18 protein-coding genes are annotated in these 19409 nt (G+C 61.4%); 5 read left to right on the forward strand and 13 right to left on the reverse strand.

The features are described from left to right. Window positions 1-31 precede the first annotated feature (31 nt). The 3 genes from PSH91_RS24475 (at window position 32) to PSH91_RS24485 (ending at window position 2156) form a co-directional block, all read left to right on the forward strand. Window positions 32-1162 (forward strand): PepSY domain-containing protein, encoded by a 1131-nt coding sequence (locus tag PSH91_RS24475; protein ID WP_076383410.1) that lies wholly within the window; start codon window positions 32-34, stop codon window positions 1160-1162. Continuing rightward, window positions 1159-1338: a hypothetical protein gene (locus tag PSH91_RS24480; RefSeq protein WP_076383409.1), complete on the forward strand. Its 180-nt coding sequence runs from the start codon at window positions 1159-1161 to the stop codon at window positions 1336-1338. The genes PSH91_RS24475 and PSH91_RS24480 overlap by 4 nt, the downstream gene beginning before the upstream one ends. Window positions 1339-1526: 188 nt before the next feature. Continuing rightward, entirely contained in the window at window positions 1527-2156 is a 630-nt protein-coding gene (locus PSH91_RS24485; RefSeq protein ID WP_076383408.1) for a glutathione S-transferase, read from the forward strand. Window positions 2157-2339: 183 nt separating this feature from the next. Here PSH91_RS24485 and creD read toward each other — a convergent pair whose 3' ends face one another. The 4 genes from creD to PSH91_RS24505 form a co-directional block, all read right to left on the reverse strand. Next, a complete protein-coding gene (creD, locus tag PSH91_RS24490; RefSeq protein WP_188251820.1) occupies window positions 2340-3713 on the reverse strand; it encodes a cell envelope integrity protein CreD in 1374 nt (457 codons plus the stop codon). A gap of 139 nt (window positions 3714-3852) precedes the next feature. Continuing rightward, window positions 3853-5271 (reverse strand): two-component system sensor histidine kinase CreC, encoded by a 1419-nt coding sequence (creC, locus tag PSH91_RS24495; RefSeq protein ID WP_305466887.1) that lies wholly within the window; start codon window positions 5269-5271, stop codon window positions 3853-3855. Then, window positions 5271-5951, reverse strand: coding sequence for a two-component system response regulator CreB (creB, locus tag PSH91_RS24500; protein ID WP_076383405.1), 681 nt, complete (start codon window positions 5949-5951; stop codon window positions 5271-5273). The genes creC and creB overlap by 1 nt, the downstream gene beginning before the upstream one ends. Before the next feature lie 69 nt (window positions 5952-6020). Beyond that, window positions 6021-6524: an ATP-dependent zinc protease gene (locus tag PSH91_RS24505; protein ID WP_047228137.1), complete on the reverse strand. Its 504-nt coding sequence runs from the start codon at window positions 6522-6524 to the stop codon at window positions 6021-6023. 288 nt (window positions 6525-6812) lie between these two features. Between PSH91_RS24505 and PSH91_RS24510 the strand changes: the two genes are divergently transcribed. Continuing rightward, window positions 6813-7700: an acyltransferase gene (locus PSH91_RS24510; RefSeq protein ID WP_160893949.1), complete on the forward strand. Its 888-nt coding sequence runs from the start codon at window positions 6813-6815 to the stop codon at window positions 7698-7700. Here the strand turns inward: PSH91_RS24510 and PSH91_RS24515 are convergent, their stop codons facing one another. Beyond that, entirely contained in the window at window positions 7701-8282 is a 582-nt protein-coding gene (locus PSH91_RS24515; RefSeq protein ID WP_047228139.1) for a DUF2780 domain-containing protein, read from the reverse strand. It abuts the gene before it with no gap. 275 nt (window positions 8283-8557) lie between these two features. On the opposite strand from PSH91_RS24515, the gene PSH91_RS24520 reads away from it, so the two are divergent. Continuing rightward, window positions 8558-8770 (forward strand): cold-shock protein, encoded by a 213-nt coding sequence (locus PSH91_RS24520; protein ID WP_305466888.1) that lies wholly within the window; start codon window positions 8558-8560, stop codon window positions 8768-8770. A 574-nt stretch (window positions 8771-9344) separates the two neighbouring features. Here the strand turns inward: PSH91_RS24520 and fdhA are convergent. The 8 genes from fdhA to PSH91_RS24560 form a co-directional block, all read right to left on the reverse strand. Next, on the reverse strand, window positions 9345-10544 hold the full coding sequence (gene fdhA, locus PSH91_RS24525) for a formaldehyde dehydrogenase, glutathione-independent (RefSeq protein ID WP_047228141.1): 1200 nt from the start codon (window positions 10542-10544) through the stop codon (window positions 9345-9347). 225 nt (window positions 10545-10769) lie between these two features. Next, complete coding sequence (purU, locus tag PSH91_RS24530) at window positions 10770-11627, reverse strand: formyltetrahydrofolate deformylase (protein ID WP_305466889.1); 858 nt, start codon at window positions 11625-11627, stop codon at window positions 10770-10772. A gap of 166 nt (window positions 11628-11793) precedes the next feature. Beyond that, on the reverse strand, window positions 11794-12426 hold the full coding sequence (locus PSH91_RS24535; RefSeq protein WP_076383401.1) for a sarcosine oxidase subunit gamma: 633 nt from the start codon (window positions 12424-12426) through the stop codon (window positions 11794-11796). A 135-nt stretch (window positions 12427-12561) separates the two neighbouring features. Next, window positions 12562-15579 carry a sarcosine oxidase subunit alpha gene (locus PSH91_RS24540; RefSeq protein ID WP_047228144.1) on the reverse strand — a complete coding sequence of 1006 codons (3018 nt, stop codon included), beginning with the start codon at window positions 15577-15579 and terminating at the stop codon, window positions 12562-12564. Further along, entirely contained in the window at window positions 15576-15905 is a 330-nt protein-coding gene (locus PSH91_RS24545; RefSeq protein WP_003206305.1) for a sarcosine oxidase subunit delta, read from the reverse strand. Before PSH91_RS24545 ends, PSH91_RS24540 begins: the two co-directional genes overlap by 4 nt. A gap of 14 nt (window positions 15906-15919) precedes the next feature. Then, window positions 15920-17170, reverse strand: a complete 1251-nt coding sequence (locus PSH91_RS24550) for a sarcosine oxidase subunit beta (RefSeq protein WP_003177603.1) — start codon at window positions 17168-17170, stop codon at window positions 15920-15922. 21 nt (window positions 17171-17191) lie between these two features. Then, window positions 17192-18445: a serine hydroxymethyltransferase gene (gene glyA / locus PSH91_RS24555; RefSeq protein WP_047228145.1), complete on the reverse strand. Its 1254-nt coding sequence runs from the start codon at window positions 18443-18445 to the stop codon at window positions 17192-17194. A gap of 217 nt (window positions 18446-18662) precedes the next feature. Beyond that, window positions 18663-19367: a TraX family protein gene (locus tag PSH91_RS24560; RefSeq protein ID WP_305466890.1), complete on the reverse strand. Its 705-nt coding sequence runs from the start codon at window positions 19365-19367 to the stop codon at window positions 18663-18665. Window positions 19368-19409 lie beyond the last annotated feature (42 nt).

Consider the following 19409-nt stretch of genomic DNA (forward strand, 5'->3'; position numbering starts at 1 on the left):
ACCTGTGGCCCTTTTTGCATTCGGATCAATCATGAAAAGCAAAACCATCCGTCGCTGGTCCTTCGTCCACACCTGGACCAGCCTGATCTGCACGGTATTTCTGCTGATGCTGGCAATCACCGGGCTGCCATTGATTTTTCATCACGAAATCGAGCATCTGCTGGGCGACGCCCCCGAGCTTCGCGAAATGCCGGCCGACACACCGCCATTGGACCTTGCGCAACTGGTGGAAAAAGCCAAGGCCCATCGCCCCGGTGAGGTGGTCCAGTATTTTGGCTGGGACGAGGATGATCCCAACGGTGTCATTACCATCATGGCGCCGACGCCGGGCACCGAACCCAATTCCTCCCACACGTTCATGCTCGATGCCCGCACCGGCGAGGCCCTGGAAATGCCCTCGGCCAACGGCGGTTTCATGATGGTGATGCTGCGCCTGCATGTGGACATGTTCGCCGGCTTGCCAGGCAAGTTGCTGTTGGCGTTCATGGGCCTGTTGTTCGTGATCGCCATCGTTTCCGGTGTGGTGTTGTACCTGCCGTTCATGCGCCGCCTGAAATTCGCCACGGTGCGCCAGGATAAATCCACGCGCCTGCGCTGGCTCGATTTGCACAACCTGATCGGCGTGGTCACGCTGGTCTGGGCGCTGACGGTGGGCGTGACCGGCGTCATCGCGGCGTGCGCCGACCTGATCATCGCCGCCTGGCGCAATGACAGCCTCAGCGCCATGGTCGAGCCCTATCGCGACGCCCCGCCGCTGACGCAACTGGCCCCGGCGACCCGCTTGCTGGACATCGCCAAAGAGGTTGCGCCGGGCATGGAACCCAGCTTCATCGCCTTCCCCGGTACGCTGTTTTCCAGCGAACACCACTACAGCGTGTTCATGAAAGGTGACACCCACCTGACCTCCCATTTGCTGACACCCGTATTGATCGACGCCAGCACCCTGGACGTCACCGCCGTGGCTGAACGGCCGTGGTACATGGATATGATGAGCCTGTCCCTGCCGCTGCACTTCGGCGACTACGGCGGTCGGCCGATGCAGATTTTCTGGGCGACCCTGGACGTGCTGACCATCATCGTCCTCGGCAGCGGCGTCTACCTGTGGCTCGTGCGGCGAAAAGCGGCCAAACGCGCAGCGGTCGCGGCGCAGGTGGTCTCGTGAGGCCCCGGCAGTCGAGTTTCTGGAAAGTGTTTGGTATTCCCGTGGCAATCGGCGTGCTGAGCGCGGCGGGGTTGTTTTCGGCATTGCTCGGCGATGGGGCCTGGGATGCCGTGAGTTGGGTGGGTTTGGGCGTGCCGACGGTGCTGGGAACCTGGGGGCTGATCAAACGCAGATAACTTCAGCCCGACGCGGACCCAATGTGGGAGCGAGCCTGCTCGCGATGGCGGTGAACCAGTCACATTGATATCGACTGACACTGCGCTATCGCGAGCAGGCTCGCTCCCACACTGGTATCCAATCGGCCTCGCCAGCCGCCTTGGAACTGTCTAGGCTAAGCCCTTGCCCGTTAATCGAGGATACCTGCATGTCGGCCCCCAGCATGACGTTGTTCCACAACCCCGCTTCGCCTTTCGTGCGCAAGGTCCTGGTGCTGCTGCACGAAACCGGCCAGCAAGACCGCGTGGCGTTGCAGCTCAGCCAGCTCACGCCGGTCAGGCCGGACCAGGCACTCATTGATGACAACCCCCTGAGCAAGATCCCGGCCTTGCGCCTGGCCAATGGCAATGTGCTCCACGACAGTCGCGTCATTCTTGATTACCTCGACCACCAGCACGTCGGCAATCCGCTGATCCCCCGCGACGGCGCAGCCCGGTGGCGACGCCTGACCCTGGCGTCCCTGGCTGACGGAATCATGGATGCCGCGGTGATGATTCGCTACGAAACCGCCCTGCGCCCCGTCGAAAAACACTGGGCCGAGTGGCTCGATGCGCAACGGGACAAGATCCGCCGTGCCCTGGGCATGCTCGAAGCCGAGGCAATAGCCGAACTGGCCTGCCATTTCGACATTGCGTCCATCAGCGTGGCCTGCGCCCTGGGTTACCTGGACCTGCGCCATCCCGATCTGGAATGGCGCAAGGCCAATCCACAATTGGCAGCGTGGTTTGCCGAAGTGAGCTTGCGGCCTTCGATGGTCGAGACAGTGCCCAGAATCTAGCCCTGCGTTAGCCATACTGGCCTTATCGCGAGCAAGCCTTGCGCCCACATAGACCTTGCTCCGCCTGTGGGAGCAAGGCTTGCCCGCGATGGCAGCGCAGCGGATCCAAGGGAAACAACTGCCCTATGCGAGTCACCAGCACTGCTCGCCATTGCCGGTCCTCGCGCAACCCCAGCGACCGGCTCATTTCACCTCTCCCAGATCGAACGTCATCGCAGCCGCCGGCTTCGCTCCCACCCGGTACCAGTCCAGCTTACGGGTCAATACCATGAACACACCGAGCAGACCGAACAGCAACAGCGAGCCCATCAGCAAGGCGTAGTCCTCGGCACTCAACAATCCATAGAGCAAACCGTACAAGCCCGCCAACCCCGCCGAGAACCCCAGGCCATGGCTCACGCTGCGCAACACATGACAGACATAGAACCCGATCAGCAGCACACAGGCGCTGGCTGACAGCAAATACGCCAGGGCAAAACCGATGTGTTCCGACAGGGACAGCAGCAACAGGTAAAAGAACGCCAGAGCCACGCCTACCAAGGCGTACTGGACCGGATGCACCGCCAGGCTCTTGAGCACTTCGAAGAGAAAGAACCCGGCAAACGTCAGCGCTATGAACAGCAGTGCATATTTGATCGCCCGGTCGCTCTTGAGATATTGGTCCACCGGGTCGATGAAACTCACACCAAAGGCACGGCTGCGAAACGCTTCACAGCCATCGCTTGGCTCGCAGGCTTGCAAGGTTTCCAGCAGGTTGGTAGAGAAAAACGAGGTCTGCCAGTCGGCACTGAAGCCCTGCTCATTGATGTCGCGCTGGGTCGGCAGGTAGTTGCCGATGAAGCTGGGGTGCGGCCAGTCGGCCGACAGGTGCACTTGGGTGGACTTACCTACCGGCAGAATCTGCAATTGACCGGTGCCTTGCAGCCGCAGGTCGAAACCGAAGGTCAGCTCAGTGCTGCTCTGGGCCGTGACCATTGGCAGCGGCACATGCACGCCCTGCCCCAGCCAGCCGATCCGCGAGCCGGGCAGGAAATCGACGGTCTGCTGGTTGAGCTTCAGGGTCAGTGCATTCTCGATGCCGCGGATGTCGCTGATGCCCACGCTCAGATAGGGCTCGTCAAAGCGGTAGTCGGCAAAATCCTTGGTGGCCACGCCGAAACGCTCAGGCACCTTGAAGTGGCCGTCGATCCGGTTGTCGGCATGAAACAACCGCGCCTCGTAGATCCCGCGTGCACGGGTTTCTGTGCGGATCTGGCCGTCGACGTCCAATTGCTCCGGCAGAAAATATAACTCACCGCTTTGCTCGACGGTTTCCAGGAACCGCGCGCCGGTCTTCTCGTTGGTATTCCAGACCCGCACATCCTTGCGAAACGGCACCACGATCATCGGCCCGATGAGTTGCTGGCTGTGACTGGAACTGCGGGCGATGTCCTGCAGTACACCGTCGCGCAGTTCCTGACGCTCGTCGATGAGGCCGTTGATCATCAACAACGGGATCATCAGCAGGAGGATCAATAGGGCAATCATGCCCAGTTTTACGGCGAGGCTGCGGTTCATGTGGGGCTCTCCCTGTTCGAATGAGGGAGAGCTTGAGCCGGCTGTGTGCTGGGGTTATGGAGAGATTGTGGAGATTGTGTGGAGACTGTCCAAGGCTCGCTCCCACAGGGTTGTGTTCTGTCAGGCGGCAGAGGCGGTTTCAAGGCAACCGCAAAACCACCTCAACCCCACCCTCGACATTGCCAATACTGAACTCCCCGGCATGCAACTGCACCACTTCCTCCACAAAGTTGAGGCCCAACCCGGTGCTCTTGCGACCGCTGTCAGGGCGCGGCAGGGAGTAGAAGCGTTCACTCAGACGCGGCAGGGCGTAGGCGGGAATCGGTTCGGCCTGATTGAACAGCCGGATCTCGACGCGGTTGCCGACACGCTCGGCACTCATGCGCAACAACCCGTTGACGGGCGTGAAGTCCAGGGCGTTTTCCAGCAGATTGCCCAGGGCCTGACGCAACAGAAACGGCTCCCCCGTCAATGTCAGGTCCACGGCAATGTGCCGCTCGACCTGCAACTGCCGGCTTTCGATCCAGCCACTGCGGGCCTCCAGCAGTTCGTCCATCAATGCCGCCAGCGGCACGGCAACCTCTTCTTCCAGTCCCTGTCGCTGCTCGACCTGGGCCAGGTTGAGCAAACGCTCGATCAACTGCTGCATGCGCACGCTTTCGTTGTCGATGTTGCTGACGAAACGCAGACGCTGGGCCGTCGGCATGTCGCTCTGCAGCAACTCGGCGGCACCACGGATTGCCGCCAGCGGGCTCTTGAGTTCGTGAGTCAGGGTGTGCACGTAGCGCTCGACGTAAGCCTTGCCTTCCAGTTGGGTGCGCATGTGTTCCACCGCACCGGCCAGTTGCTCGAACTCGCCACCGCGATAATGCGGCACCTCTACCCGTTGCCCTTGGCTGACGGCCTCGGCATAAACAGTCAAACGCCGTAGCGCCGCGCTCAGCCACCACGACAACAAGGCGCCCAACAGCAGCCCCAGGCCGATCAACCCGGCGCCGTAAGCCAACAGGCGCCGCTCGGTGCGGTCGACATAGGGTTGCAGCGAACTGTTGGGCTTGGCCACGGTGACCACGCCGATAATCCGGCCGTTGTCGCGAATCGGCGCGCCAACGTGCATCACCGAAGACGTCGGATCATCGGCAACGCTGCGGGTCGAGCGTGCGCCGTATTGCCCGCGCAGGGTCAGGTAGACGTCGTTCCAGCGCGAATAATCCTGGCCCACCGCCACACCGCTGGAGTCGAGCACCACAATCCCCTTGGCGTCCGTGACGTAGATGCGATGGTTGACCTGGTTCTTTGGCAACCCCCAGATCGATGCTGCAGGCTGGCGCTCACCGTAAGCCTTGAGCAGTTGCGGCCAGCGGTTCTGGTTGAGGGTGCCGGCCTTGAAATCGTCCCGCAGGATCTCGGCCATCAGGTTAGCGGTGTCCACCAGGGTTTCTTCGGTGGACTGGCGCACGCCGGGGCGTATTTCTTCCATCACTGTGTTGAGGACGAAATACCCGGTCAAACCGATGAACAGCACATACACCAGGAAAATCCGGATGCCCAGCGACATCAGCTATGTCCCGGGCTGTAGCTGTAGCCGAGGCCACGGTGAGTCTGGATAGGTTCAGCCTCGGCCCTGACCAAGCGCAATTTGGCGCGCACGCTCTTGATGTGGCTGTCGATGCTGCGCTCGTAGCCGGCATCACTGGCCACACCCAGGGCGTCGAGCAGTTGTTCGCGGCTGAACACACGCTCGGGTTGCTCCAGCAGACAGTTCAACAGGCGGAATTCGTGACGGGTGAGGTTCAGCGGTCGGCCACGATAGTGGATCTGCACCCGCTCGGTGTCGACCTGAAATAGCCCGGCGCCCAGATCCGTGGGCGGTCGCGGCGCGACCCGCTTGAGGATGGCGCGGACCCTCGCCGCCACTTCCCGAGGGCTGAACGGTTTGACCACATAATCGTCGGCCCCGATCTCCAGCCCCACTACCCGGTCGATCTCAGCATCCCGGGCTGTAAGAAAGATGACCGGAACGTCGCTGAAACGTCTGAGATTTTTGCACGTCTCGAATCCACTGATATCCGGCAGGCCCACGTCGAGGATGATCAGGTCCGCCGGGGTGCTTTTCTGATGCTCAAGCGCAGCCGCGCCAAGGCTCAGCCAGGTGGTGCCGAAACCCTCCCCTTGCAGGGCAAACACCAGCGTATCGGCAATGGCGGCTTCGTCTTCGACAATCAGAATGTGAGGCATGGCGTCCGCGCCCGACAGTAAAGTTGCCGGAACGGTGCCCCAACCCCGGGGGCACGTCAATCAGGGAAATCAGCAGTCGGGCTTGTCAGCGGTAAAACGTCGGGCCGGGTTCACCGCCGCATCAAACTCGCGCAGGGCCTTGGCGCCGATCAGCAGCGGGTAGTTGAAGCTGCTGCGGTCCGTCAGGTTGACCTCAACGGTCCGCTTGACATCACCCAGGCACATTTCAAGCTCCACCACCGGACGTTTGCTGGGGGCAGCCGATTCGTCGTCTTCATCTTCTTCCGAACGGGTCTTGATCTTGCTGATGCGTGCGACCTTGTGCTCAAAGAGCTTGTTGCTCGCGCCTTTGGTCGCCAGGCGGAACCGTACCCAGTCCTCGCCGTCGCGAGTAAAGGTTTCGATGTCCTTGGCCGACAGCGAGGCCGTCAGGGCGCCGGTGTCCATCTTGGCCTTGAGCACCTCACCGCCGATTTCCGGCAGCGCGATGTATTCGTAGCGCCCGTAAAGGGTCGGTTCGGCGGCCAGCACTGGAAGGGCCACCAGGGAAAGCAGAGCGAGAAGGGATTTCACGTAATGGACTTCCTTTGTATGGGTGGGCAGCGGGATTTTAGACCGTGGGCTGTGAATTCGTTCGGTTGGCGTCAAGAACATCTCTGCCGGGGAAAGGGGGTCTGTGGGAGCAAAGCTTGCTCGCGATACGGCCACCACGGTTCCAGAGAAATAGCGTTACTTTCATCGCGAGCAAGCTTTGCTCCCACAGATCACTTCGCTCGCCACAGGTTGCTCGTTTCACCTCGATTTGGCCTGCCGCCCGAAGCTGCTTATCATGGCCCGCCCACCTGTTTGCAAGAGTTATTTATGCGCCGCCTGCTCACCGGCTGTTTTGTCACCCTTCTGCTGTTACTCAACACCCTGGTGCTGTTCGGGCCGTTGATGGTGTTCGCGTTGCTCAAACTGGTCCTGCCCGGGCGTCTTCGCGACTGCGCCTCGTGGGCAGTGATGTGGATCGCCGAAACCTGGGCCGAAATCGACAAACTGATCTTCGCCCTGTGCATCCCCACCCGCTGGGAAATACGCGGCGGCGGCGACTTGCGCCGCGACACCTCCTATCTGGTCATCAGCAATCACCAGTCCTGGGTCGACATCCCCGCGCTGATCCAGGCCCTCAACCGGCGTACGCCGTTCTTCAAGTTTTTCCTCAAGAAAGAGTTGATCTGGGTACCGTTCCTGGGCCTGGCCTGGTGGGCGCTGGATTACCCTTTCATGAAACGCTACACCAAGGCCTTCCTGGCAAAAAATCCGGAGCTGGCAGGCAAAGACTTGGAAATCACCCGTCAGGCCTGCGAGCTGTTCAAGCGCCAACGAGTCACCGTGGTGAATTACCTCGAAGGCACACGCTTCACCGCCGCCAAGCGCCAACAGCAACAGTCTCCCTTCACACACCTGCTCAAACCCAAGGCCGGTGGCGTGGCATTCGTGCTGGCGGCGCTGGGCGAGCAACTGGACGCGGTGCTGGACGTGACGGTGGTGTACCCCCAGGAACGGACGCCGGGGTTCTGGGATTTGATCAGCGGTGCGGTGCCGAAGGTCATTATCGACATCCAGACCCGCGAGCTGGACACGGCGCTGTGGCAGGGCGATTACGAAAACGATCCGGTGTTTCGCCAGCATGTCCAGAACTGGGTGAACCAGCTCTGGATCGAAAAAGATCAGCGCATCGCCGCCTTGCGCAGCGAGCGCGACTGATCAGATACCTGCGCCGGCCCCCCAGATGCCACCCAGGTTCTGCAGCAGCGAGCTGGCCACACCCTGCTGGCCGAGGTATTCAAGGATCACCGGGGCAAACTGGCCGATCATGCCGCTGTCCATGCCCAGCGCGCTGAAGGCGTTGTTCAGGTCGTGGGTGTCCTTGACGTTACCCAGCAGGCCGTCGAGCAAGGCGTTCTTGTCCGACCCGCCACCGAGCAAACCGCCCAGGCCACCCAAGCCATTCAGCCCACCGATAGCGTTGTTGCCAGCGATCTGATCGAGGCCCGGCACGCTTTTGCTCAATTCGGAAAACTGCGGCTCACTGAGTCGGTTCTTCGCCAGCCCCAGCATCGCACCAGCACCGCCGATGGCCTGTTCCGGGGTGATCTTGAGCTCCGAGCCCAGGGTATTGAGCAACCCGGCGGCTTGCGGCGCAGCTGCCACCGCGCCCTCCCCCGGCTGATCGCCCTGCATCGCCGCCACCGCATTGGCCGCATCACTGAGGCTGAACTGCGCGAAGGCCGGGCTGCTTGCCAGCGCGAGCAGGCAAGACAGTGCAAAACCTCGTGAAACCTTCATCCGGGACATCCTCTTGAGCATGAAAAAACCGCTCATAAAGAGCGGCGTAAAGCGTGCGTTGGACTGGGGTCCAGGGGGATTGTTCCCTGCTGTTCTGCTCATCGCCCCCAAGCCCTCGACGTCCTCCACGACTTCGGTATTGCCTACTGTCAATGTTGACAGTAGGCAGCTGTTCATACGGACTCTAAGCTGCAGCCGTGACAACGAAAAACAAGGCTATGGGCAAACCACAGTCCCTGTGCCTTTCTTCATTCGGGCAAGCAGGAAGAATAAAAATGAACGACCGAATCAAAGGAACCGTTAAATGGTTTAACGATGCAAAGGGCTATGGCTTCATTACCTGCGGCAAAGGAGGCGAGGAGTTGTTCGTTCATTACTCGGCAATAGCTGGCGAGGGTTATAAAACATTGAAACAGAATCAGACTGTTTCGTTTGAAATCGAGAAGGGTGATAAAGGCATGCAGGCTCTGAGAGTGACGCCGGAATAACCCTCGGTTTATTCAGGTCCTTCCCCTGAAACGTCGCATGAAAACCCGCAAGGCTATTTCCTTTTAGTCTGACCCACTGTCATTTCTGACAGTAGGCCCAAGCACGACGCTCAGCGATCATCGTTGCTCCAATCAACAAGCGAGTACCTGAAATGCGCGGTTTAATAGTTTGCTTACTTTCCGTCGCTGGACTCCTGGGCGTGACCCATGCTGCGAACGCAACAAGCTGTCCCGCCGTAGGGGAAATTGTGTTTCGTTTAATGCCAGAGACCATTCCTGGCCGACCGGTCTACGAGGAGTATTCTGTGAAGGACTCCTCTGGAAAAGTTATCTGGCGGGGCGAGGCCGTGGGCCCTAACTTTCTACAACCGATGTACCAAATGACGTTAACAACGCCCACGCCTGTAGCAAACACCTGCTTATATAGTTACCGGGAGCAGTATGTGGATGAGGGCCCTCCTCCTCAGCAGGCTTGGAGGAATAAACAGCTGACACTCAATAAACAACCTTGAGGGCAACCTATCAAATAAAAAGGGCGACATCACTGTCGCCCTTTTTCCGTCTTGCCTACCGCTTAGGCCGCACTGAACATCTTGTGCGGATCGATCACAAACTTCTTCGGTACGCCTGCATCGAACTCGCCGTAGCCTTTAGGCGCGTCGTCCAGGCTGATGACCTGTACGCCGACGATTTCGGCGATGTTGATGCGATCCCACATGATGGCTTGCATCAGTTGGCGGTTGTACTTCATCACCGGGGTCTGGCCGGTGTGGAAGCTGTGGGACTTGGCCCAGCCCAGACCGAAACGGATGCTCAGGCTACCCATTTTTGCCGCGGCATCGACCGCGCCCGGGTCTTCGGTGACGTAGAGGCCGGGAATGCCGATCTTGCCGGCTACGCGAACCACACCCATCAACGAGTTGAGCACGGTGGCCGGAGCTTCGTGCTTGACGCCTTCATGGCCGTGACCACGGGCTTCGAAGCCCACAGCGTCAACGGCGCAGTCGACTTCCGGCTCGCCCAGCAGCGCGGCGATCTGTTCGTGCAGCGGAGTGTCTTTGGACAGGTCGGCGATTTCAAAACCCTGGGCCTTGGCGTGGGCCAGGCGGATCGGGTTGACGTCACCGATAATGACCACAGCGGCACCCAGCAGGCGGGCGGAAGCGGCAGCCGCCAGGCCAACCGGACCGGCACCCGCGATGTAGACGGAGCTGCCAGGACCAACGCCGGCGGTGACGGCGCCGTGGTAGCCGGTCGGCAGGATGTCGGACAGGCAGGTCAGGTCGCGGATTTTCTCCATGGCCTTGTCGCGGTCCGGCAGCTTCAACAGGTTGAAATCCGCGTATGGCACCAGCACGTATTCGGCCTGGCCGCCGGTCCAGTCACCCATGTCCACATAACCGTAGGCACCGCCGGCACGGGCCGGGTTGACGGTCAGGCAGACGCCGGTGTGTTGTTCTTTGCAGGAACGGCAGCGCCCGCAAGCCACGTTGAACGGAACAGACACCAGGTCGCCGATCTTCAGGTTTTCGACGTCGTTGCCCTTTTCGATCACTTCACCGGTGATTTCGTGGCCCAGGACCAGGCCGGTCTGAGCGGTGGTGCGGCCGCGCACCATGTGCTGGTCGGAGCCGCAGATGTTGGTGGATACCACGCGCAGGATGACGCCGTGCTCGATCTTCCTGCCACGCGGGTCCTGCATTTTTGGATAGTCGATTTTCTGTACTTCGACCTTGCCGTTGCCGAGATACACGACACCACGATTGCCAGACATGCTTTCACCTCGCTGTTGTTTTTATGAAACTGCGTTGCCCAGGCAGGCAGCGCGTTGATTGCTCGGGTAGTGCTTGTGTCTTGTTTCTTTGTTGTCTGTAAGGGCCTCATCGCGAGCAAGCTCGCTCCCACAGTGGATTGTGGGTGTCATCAGAATCTGTATAACGACGCAGATCCTGTGGGAGCGAGCTTGCTCGCGAATGGGCTGCGAAGCGGCCCCAAAAATCTAAAGAACGACCGTGCGATTGGCGTTCAAAAACACCCTTTTCTCAATGTGATACCCCACCGCCCGGGCCAGGGTCAGCCCTTCGATGTCCCGGCCCTTGGCGATCAGGTCTTCGGGATAGTGGCTGTGGTCCACCACTTCCACGCCCTGGGCGATGATCGGGCCTTCGTCCAGGTCGTTGTTGATGTAGTGCGCCGTGGCGCCGACCAGTTTCACGCCTTTGTTGTAGGCCTGGTGATACGGCTTGGCGCCCTTGAAGCCCGGCAGCAGCGAGTGATGGATGTTGATCGCCTTGCCGTCGAGCTTGCGACACAGCTCCGGCGACAGCACTTGCATGTAGCGGGCGAGAATCACCAGCTCGGCGCCGGTGTCTTCGATCACCTGCCACACCTGCCGCTCCTGGGAGGGCTTGTCGTTCGGGTCCAGGGGGAAATGGTAGTACGGAATCTGGTGCCAGTCGGCCAGCGGCTTGAGGTCCGGGTGGTTGGACACCACGGCCACGACGTCCATGGACAACTGGCCGATGCGCTGACGGTAGAGCAAGTCGTTGAGGCAGTGATCGGCCTTGGAGACCATGATCACCACTTTGGGCCGGTAGTTGGGTGGCGTCAGTTCGAAGACCATGCCAAAGGCTTGCGCACGTTCGGCCAGGCCGGCCCGGAAGTTTTGCTCGTCAAAACCGTCGGGTTGGCGGAACTCCACACGAATGAAAAAACGCGCCGAGAGCCGGTCGTCGAAGGAATGGTGCTCGGTGACGTAGCAGCCCTGCTCGAACAGAAAGCGCGTCACCGCGTCCACCGTGCCGAGCACGCTGGGGCAGTCGGCAGTCAAGATCCATGTGTCTGGGGCGCGGCTCATTGCAGTGACTCCTGTGGCGAGGGGATTTATCCCCGTCGGGCTGCGAAGCAGCCCCAAAAAGCTTGATGTGATCGGCCTGACGTACTGAGGTGGCAGGTTTGGGGTCTGCTGCGCAGCCCAACGGGGATAAATCCCCTCGCCACAAAAGGACAGCGTCCAACCCTAGTCAGGCCTGCACGCTCAACCCATACTCAGCCGCGGCATCCTGCAACCACAGCCACCAGTAATCGGAGAAGCTGCGGCGAATCACCAGTTCCCAGGTGTCTTCGCCCGTGTGGCGGATCACCAGTTGCGACTTGGCGAACACCGTGCCCACGGCCTTGCCCACCGGGAAATTGCTTGGGTGTACGTCATAGCTGGTGGATTTCATCAGCACGTCGCGCACATTCGGGCCGGACAGTTCGAGGATCTGCTGACCGCCGCTGACGTTGACGATCTGGATATGCAGATCGCCCAGGGCTTCGCGCAGGTTTTTCTCGGCGGCAAATTCTTCGCCACTGGGCACCACCAGCAGCCACTCGTCCGGGCCGAGCCATTGCAGGCTGGTTTCGCCCTTGACGATGACGGTCAGCGCGCCCGGCAGCTCCAGGCCCAGGGCCTTGTGCACGCCAGCAGCGAACGCAGGGTCATGACCATCGCCACGGATGGTCAAGTGGCCCAGGAGTTTCTTCTCGCGCACGGTCACGCCGGCGTTCTTGCGACCCTTGCCCACCAGGCTGGCGAGGTCGGCATGGTGCAGCGACGACTCGGCCTTGGCCCCGGTGGTTGGGCGTTGTTGGTACACGTTGACTGCGGTCATATGGAGCACCTGTCTCGTAGATTGATCGTTCCCACGCTCTGCGTGGGAATGCCGCCATGGACGCTCTGCGTCCGCTTTTGGGACGCGGAGCGTCCCGGGATGCATTCCCACGCGGAGCGTGGGAACGATCAGGTATCAAATATTCTGCCGATCCCCCTTCGGATCGAAGAACACCGAAGAAACAATCTCTGCCTCGATCACGCTGCCGTCGGCCAATGGCGCGAACACGCGTTCGCCCATCCGCTTGAGGCCGCCCTTGACCACGCCCATGGCAAATGAGTAACCCAGGGAGTTGTGGGCGTAGCTGGACGTCACATGACCGACCATGGTCATCGGGATCGCCTGCTTGGTGTTGAACACCAGTTGCGCACCTTCCGGCAGCCAGACATTCGGGTCGATCGGCTTGAGGCCCACCAGTTGCTTGCGGTCCTCACGCACACAGTCTTCGCGATTCATGCCACGCCAGCCGATCCACGAGAACGGTTTGGTCCGGCCTACGCACCAGCCCATGTTCAGGTCGTCCGGGGTCATCGAGCTGTCAGTGTCCTGACCGACAATGATAAAGCCCTTCTCGGCCCGCAATACGTGCATGGTCTCGGTGCCATACGGGGTCAGGTTGTATTTCTTCCCGGCCTCGACGATCTGCTCGAGCACGCCCATGGCGTAGTCGGCCTGCACGTTGACTTCGTACGACAGTTCACCGGTGAACGAGATACGGAACACCCGCGCCGGTACACCACCCACCAGGCCTTCTTTCCAGGTCATGAACGGGAAAGCGTCCTTGTCCAGGTCGATGTCGGTGACTTCGCTCAGCAGCTTGCGGCTGTTGGGGCCCGACAGAGTCATGGTCGCCCAGTGGTCGGTAACCGAAGTGAAGTACACCTTCAGGTCCGGCCATTCGGTCTGGTGATAGATCTCCAGCCATTGCAGCACGCGCGCCGCGCCGCCAGTGGTGGTGGTCATCACGAAATGGTTGTCCGCCAGACAGGCCGTCACGCCATCGTCGAAGACCATGCCGTCTTCCTTGCACATCAAACCGTAGCGGGCCTTGCCCACGTCGAGCTTGGTCCAGGCGTTGGTGTACACGCGGTTAAGGAACTCGCGGGCGTCCGGGCCCTGGATATCGATCTTGCCCAGAGTCGAGGCATCCAGCAGGCCGACGCTGTCGCGCACGGCTTTGCATTCGCGCTTGACCGCAGCGTGCATGTCTTCGCCGTTCTTCGGGAAGTACCAAGGGCGCTTCCACTGGCCGACGTCTTCGAATTCAGCGCCGTTTTTCACATGCCAGGCATGCAGCGCGGTGAAGCGTACCGGTTCGAAGATGTGCCCGCAGTGCCGCCCGGCTATCGCGCCGAAGGTCACCGGCGTGTAGTTCGGGCGGAACATGGTGGTGCCCATCTGCGGGATGCTCACGTTCAGCGAGCGAGCCGCGATGGCCAGGCCGTTGACGTTGCCCAGCTTGCCCTGGTCAGTACCAAAGCCCAGTGCGGTGTAGCGCTTGACGTGTTCGACCGACTCGAAGCCTTCGCGGGTGGCGAGTTCGATGGCGGCGGCAGTGACGTCGTTCTGCAGGTCGACGAATTGCTTCGGCGCCCGTGCAGTGGATTTTTCATGCGGCACCTGGAACAGCGCCAGGGTCGGTTCTTCCTGGCGGCTCAGGGCTTTGGGCAACACACCCTCCACCGCTTTGAAACCGGCTTCGTTGGCCGCGCGCACGCCACCTTCGAAACCATCGGCCAAGGTGTCACCCAGGCTGTAGACGCCATTCACGCCGCCGACGCACACGCGCTTCTGCGGTGCTTCGCCCGGTACGAAACCAAGGATGTCTTCGCGCCAGATCGGCTTGCCGCCCAGGTGCGAAGCCAGGTGAACCACTGGGCTGTAGCCGCCGGAGCTGGCCACCAGGTCGCAGTCCAGCCATTCGCCGGGACTGGTGACCTTGTGCGCCTTGACGTCGATGGCGGCGATGCGGGCCCCGGTGACGCGCTTGCTGCCACGAGCCTCGATCACGGCGCTGCCGGTGAGGATGCGGATGCCTTTGGCACGCGCCTCTTCCACCAGCGCACCACGCGGGTTGCTGCGGGCGTCGGCGATGGCCACCACTTGCAGGCTGGCGTCGAGCCAGTCCAGCGCCACGCGATAGGCGTGGTCGTTGTTGGTGCTCAGTACCAGTTTCTTGCCCGGTGCCACGCCATAGCGGCGCACGTAGGTGGAGACCGCGCCGGCCAGCATGTTGCCCGGTACGTCGTTGTTGCCGTAGACCAGCGGCCGTTCGCAGGCACCAGTCGCCAGCACCACGCGCTTGGCGCGGACCCGGTTGATGCGCTGGCGGACCTGGCCGATTGGCGCGCGATCACCCAGGTGGTCGGTGAGGCGCTCGTGGATGGTCAGGAAGTTATGGTCGTGGTAACCGTTCACCGTGGCGCGCGGCAACAGCACCACATCTGGCATCGACTTGAGCTCAGCAACAACAGCAGCCACCCATTCGGTCGCCGGTTTGCCATCCAGGCTCTCGCGGGAATCGAGCAGGCTGCCGCCGAACTCTTCCTGCTCGTCGGCCAGGATCACCCGCGCACCGCTGCGGGCCGCGGCCAATGCGGCGGCCAGGCCAGCAGGGCCGGCGCCGACAACCAGCACGTCGCAATGACGGTTCATGTAGTCGTAGGTGTCCGGGTCGTTCTCGGTCGGCGAGCGACCCAGGCCCGCGGCCTTGCGGATGTACTTTTCGTAAGTCATCCAGAACGATTGCGGGTACATGAAGGTTTTGTAGTAGAAGCCCGGCGGCATCAGCTTGCCGCCGACCTTGCCGAGAATACCCATCATGTCGTTGTTCACGTTCGGCCAGCCGTTGGTGCTGGTGGCGACCAACCCTTGATACAGCGCCTGTTGCGTGGCGCGCACGTTAGGGATCTGCGTGGCTTCGGTGGCGCCGATCTGCAGTACCGCGTTCGGCTCTTCGGCGCCGGCGGCAAAGATGCCACGCGGACGGGAATACTTGAAGCTGCGGCCGATGATGTCAACGCCGTTGGCCAGCAGTGCAGCGGCCAGGGAATCGCCCTCGAAGCCTTTATAGGTCTGACCGTTGAAGGTGAAGCTCAGCACTTTGTTGCGGTCGATCCGTCCGCCGTTGGACAGGCGATTGATCTGGCTCATACCTTCTCTCCCAGAGCCTGCGCGGCCGCTTTCGGACTGTCAGCCTTGTCGGTGAATTGCGGCTTTTGGCCGATCTTGTAGGTTTCCAGAATCTCGTAGGTCACGGTGTCACGGGTCACGTTGAAATACTGGCGGCAGCCGGCGACGTGGTCCCACAGCTCATGGTGCAACCCGCGCGGGTTGTCACGAAAGAACATGTAGTCGCCCCACTGCTCGTCGGTGCAGGCATTCGGATCCAGCGGACGCGGGATGTGCGCCTGGCCGGATGCATGGAATTCCTCTTCGGAGCGCAGTTCGCCGCAGTGAGGACAGAAGATGTGCAACATAGGGATTTCTCCTGTTAGTGGGCGACGGCAGCAGCGCCGTGTTCGTCGATCAGTGCACCGTTGTGGAAACGGTCGATGGAAAACGGCGCGGCCAGCGGGTGCATTTCACCCTTGGCCAGGCTTGCAGCGAAGACGTTGCCCGAGCCCGGGGTGGCCTTGAAGCCGCCAGTGCCCCAACCGCAGTTGAAGAACATGTTCGGCACCGGGGTCTTGGAAATGATCGGGCAGGCGTCCGGCGTAGTGTCGACGATGCCGCCCCATTGGCGGTTCATGCGTACACGGGACAACACCGGGAACATCTCGACGATGGCCTGAACCGTGTGTTCGATCACCGGGTACGAGCCACGCTGGCCGTAGCCGTTGTAGCCGTCGATACCGGCACCGATCACCAGGTCGCCCTTGTCGGACTGGCTGATGTAGCCGTGCACCGCGTTGGACATGATCACGCTGTCGATAATCGGCTTGATCGGCTCGGACACCAGCGCTTGCAGCGGGTGGGATTCGATCGGCAGGCGGAAGCCCGCGAGCTTGGCCATGTGTCCGGAGTTACCGGCGGTGACCACACCGACGCGCTTGGCGCCGATGAAGCCCTTGTTGGTTTCCACACCGATGCACACGCCGTTTTCCTTGCGGAAACCGATCACTTCGGTCTGCTGGATCAGGTCCACGCCCAACGCGTCCGCCGCCCGGGCAAAGCCCCAGGCCACGGCATCGTGACGGGCCACGCCGCCGCGACGCTGGACGGTGGCGCCCATCACCGGGTAGCGGGTGTTTTTCGAGCAATCCAGGTACGGAATCTCGTCGGCCACTTGTTTGGCGTTGAGCAGCTCGCCGTCCACGCCGTTGAGGCGGTTGGCACTGACGCGACGCTCGGAATCACGAATGTCCTGCAGGGTATGGCACAGGTTGTAGACACCACGCTGGGAGAACATCACGTTGTAGTTCAGGTCCTGGGACAGGCCTTCCCAGAGTTTCATCGCATGTTCGTACAGGTGGGCCGATTCGTCCCACAGGTAGTTGGAGCGCACGATGGTGGTGTTGCGCGCGGTGTTACCGCCGCCCAGCCAGCCCTTCTCGACCACGGCCACGTTGGTGATGCCGTGTTCCTTGGCCAGGTAGTAGGCGGTCGCCAGACCATGCCCGCCACCGCCGACAATGACCACGTCGTAGACCTTTTTCGGGGTCGGCGTGCGCCACATCCGCTGCCAGTTTTCATGATGGCTGAGAGAGTGTTTGAAGAGGCCGAAGCCCGAATAGCGTTGCATAGTGATTACTCCAAAACCGACTCAGCGATAAACCGGGAAGTCCGCGCACAGCGCCGCCACTTGCTGGGCAACATTGGCCTCGACATCGGCGTCGCCGAGGTTGTCGAGGATGTCGCAGATCCAGCCGGCCAGCGTCACGCACTGGGTGACCTTGAAGCCGCGCGTGGTCACCGCCGGGGTGCCAATGCGCAGGCCCGAGGTCACGAACGGCGATTGCGGGTCGTTCGGCACGGCATTCTTGTTGACAGTGATGTGCGCGCGGCCCAGGGCGGCGTCGGCGTCCTTGCCGGTCAGGCCCTGACGAATCAGGCTGACCAGGAACAGGTGGTTATCGGTACCGCCGGACACTACATCGTAGCCGCGCTTGATGAACACGCCAGCCATGGCCTGGGCGTTATCGATTACTTGCTGCTGGTAGGCCTTGAAGCCTGGCTCCGCCGCTTCCTTGAAGCACACCGCCTTGCCGGCGATGACGTGCATCAGCGGGCCGCCCTGGGCACCGGGGAATACCGCAGCGTTGAGCTTCTTCTCGATCTCTTCGTTGGCCTTGGCCAGGATCAGGCCACCACGCGGACCGCGCAGAGTCTTGTGAGTGGTGGTGGTGACCACGTCGGCGTAAGGCAGTGGGTTCGGGTACAGACCGGCAGCGACCAGACCGGCGACGTGGGCCATGTCGACGAACAGCAGGGCACCGACCTTGTCGGCGATCTGGCGGAAACGTGGGAAATCCAGGGTCTTGGAGTAAGCCGAGAAGCCGGCGACGATCATCTTCGGCTTGTGCTCGACCGCCAGGCGCTCGACTTCGTCGTAGTCGATCAGGCCGGTGGTGGTGTCGATGCCGTACTGAACCGCGTTGTAGAGCTTGCCCGAAGACGACACCTTGGCACCGTGGGTCAGGTGACCGCCGTGGGCCAGGCTCATGCCCAGGATGGTATCGCCGGCCTGCAGCAAGGCCAGGTACACGGCGCTGTTGGCCGAAGACCCGGAGTGCGGCTGGACGTTGGCGTAGTCGGCGCCGAACAACTGCTTGGCGCGCTCGATAGCCAGGGCCTCGACTTTGTCGACGTGTTCGCAGCCACCGTAGTAGCGCTTGCCCGGATAGCCTTCGGCGTATTTGTTGGTCAAGCCGCTGCCCTGGGCCTGCATCACACGCTTGCTGGTGTAGTTCTCTGACGCGATCAGCTCGATGTGATCTTCCTGGCGTTGCTCCTCGGCATTCATCGCCGCCAGCAGTGCATCGTCGTAACCCTGGATCTGGTCTTGCTTGCTGAACATCGCGTCTCTCCCAGCGGCGGCGGTGCGCCTTTCGTCTCGGTGAGGCACTGACCACCGTTCGGTCGTGCCCTTTGGAAGCGATGGTATGGCCGGCGCAGGCAGGTCAAATGCCTATGGACGCCACGCAAAGGTGCGTTTACGACATGCGCTCAAAGAGTCGGGGAGCAAGGCCTGTGGGATAGCACTGTGTCATCCCACAGGCCTTGCTCCCATAGGGCTATGCGGCGATCTGGCGAACCGCGAGCAACAGCAGGAAATGCGCGGGATACAGACCGTAGGCCCAGCGCCGCATGGGCGGCGGATGAAAACGACCAGCGTGTCGCAAAAGCACCAGCCCAAGCCATGGCGCAAACAGACACGCCACCAACCCGCCGATCGCCACCGCATCCCCCAGCCAGGCCGCGCCATACAGCACCCGCCACTGGTTGGCCGCCAGACACACCAGCCCCGGCAACAACGCGAAATACCAGGGCCGGCGAAACACCAGCAACGTCGCCAGCGGCAGCAGTACGCCGAAAAAACCGAACATCAGCCGCGAGGAAAACAGCGCCGCCAGCAGCAACGCCCCCGCCGCCAGCAAACGCGCTTCCAGCGTATGGGTTTGCCAACTACGCGCCACCAGCAACCCGAGGGTCAGGGTCGGCAGCACGTTCAAGGTAGCCGGCACAGGAATAAACAACCGATAAGGAATTTCGCTCACTGAGCTGAACAGCAACAGCCAGCCCAGGTAACGCCATGAGCTCGCACTGGCCCCGTTGCGCGCCAGGTTCGCCGCCATCGCCAGGCAGAACCAGGGAAACGCCAGACGTCCCGGCACATACAACCAATCGGCGGAGTAACCGACATATCGCAGATGATCGAGCACCATCGCCAACAGAGCCAACCACTTGAGCAGGTCCAAGGCTCCGTCGCGTCGGTTCATGGGTACAGCCGCCCTAGCGGTTTTGTGAGTTTCTGACAGAAA

It is taken from the genome of Pseudomonas sp. FP1154, assembly GCF_030687245.1.
In the GTDB taxonomy this organism is placed as follows: Bacteria; Pseudomonadota; Gammaproteobacteria; order Pseudomonadales; family Pseudomonadaceae; genus Aquipseudomonas; species Aquipseudomonas rhizophila.

Coding starts and splice junctions, on each gene's coding strand:
- PSH91_RS24545 (WP_003206305.1), bottom strand. CDS start 15,905: ATGTTGCACATCTTCTGTCCTCACTGCGGCGAACTGCGCTCCGAAGAG.
- PSH91_RS24550 (WP_003177603.1), bottom strand. CDS start 17,170: ATGCAACGCTATTCGGGCTTCGGCCTCTTCAAACACTCTCTCAGCCAT.
- PSH91_RS24560 (WP_305466890.1), bottom strand. CDS start 19,367: ATGAACCGACGCGACGGAGCCTTGGACCTGCTCAAGTGGTTGGCTCTG.
- PSH91_RS24535 (WP_076383401.1), bottom strand. CDS start 12,426: ATGACCGCAGTCAACGTGTACCAACAACGCCCAACCACCGGGGCCAAG.
- purU (WP_305466889.1), bottom strand. CDS start 11,627: ATGAGCCGCGCCCCAGACACATGGATCTTGACTGCCGACTGCCCCAGC.
- PSH91_RS24485 (WP_076383408.1), top strand. CDS start 1,527: ATGTCGGCCCCCAGCATGACGTTGTTCCACAACCCCGCTTCGCCTTTC.
- creB (WP_076383405.1), bottom strand. CDS start 5,951: ATGCCTCACATTCTGATTGTCGAAGACGAAGCCGCCATTGCCGATACG.
- PSH91_RS24540 (WP_047228144.1), bottom strand. CDS start 15,579: ATGAGCCAGATCAATCGCCTGTCCAACGGCGGACGGATCGACCGCAAC.
- PSH91_RS24475 (WP_076383410.1), top strand. CDS start 32: ATGAAAAGCAAAACCATCCGTCGCTGGTCCTTCGTCCACACCTGGACC.
- PSH91_RS24520 (WP_305466888.1), top strand. CDS start 8,558: ATGAACGACCGAATCAAAGGAACCGTTAAATGGTTTAACGATGCAAAG.
- glyA (WP_047228145.1), bottom strand. CDS start 18,445: ATGTTCAGCAAGCAAGACCAGATCCAGGGTTACGACGATGCACTGCTG.
- fdhA (WP_047228141.1), bottom strand. CDS start 10,544: ATGTCTGGCAATCGTGGTGTCGTGTATCTCGGCAACGGCAAGGTCGAA.
- PSH91_RS24510 (WP_160893949.1), top strand. CDS start 6,813: ATGCGCCGCCTGCTCACCGGCTGTTTTGTCACCCTTCTGCTGTTACTC.
- creC (WP_305466887.1), bottom strand. CDS start 5,271: ATGTCGCTGGGCATCCGGATTTTCCTGGTGTATGTGCTGTTCATCGGT.
- creD (WP_188251820.1), bottom strand. CDS start 3,713: ATGAACCGCAGCCTCGCCGTAAAACTGGGCATGATTGCCCTATTGATC.
- PSH91_RS24515 (WP_047228139.1), bottom strand. CDS start 8,282: ATGAAGGTTTCACGAGGTTTTGCACTGTCTTGCCTGCTCGCGCTGGCA.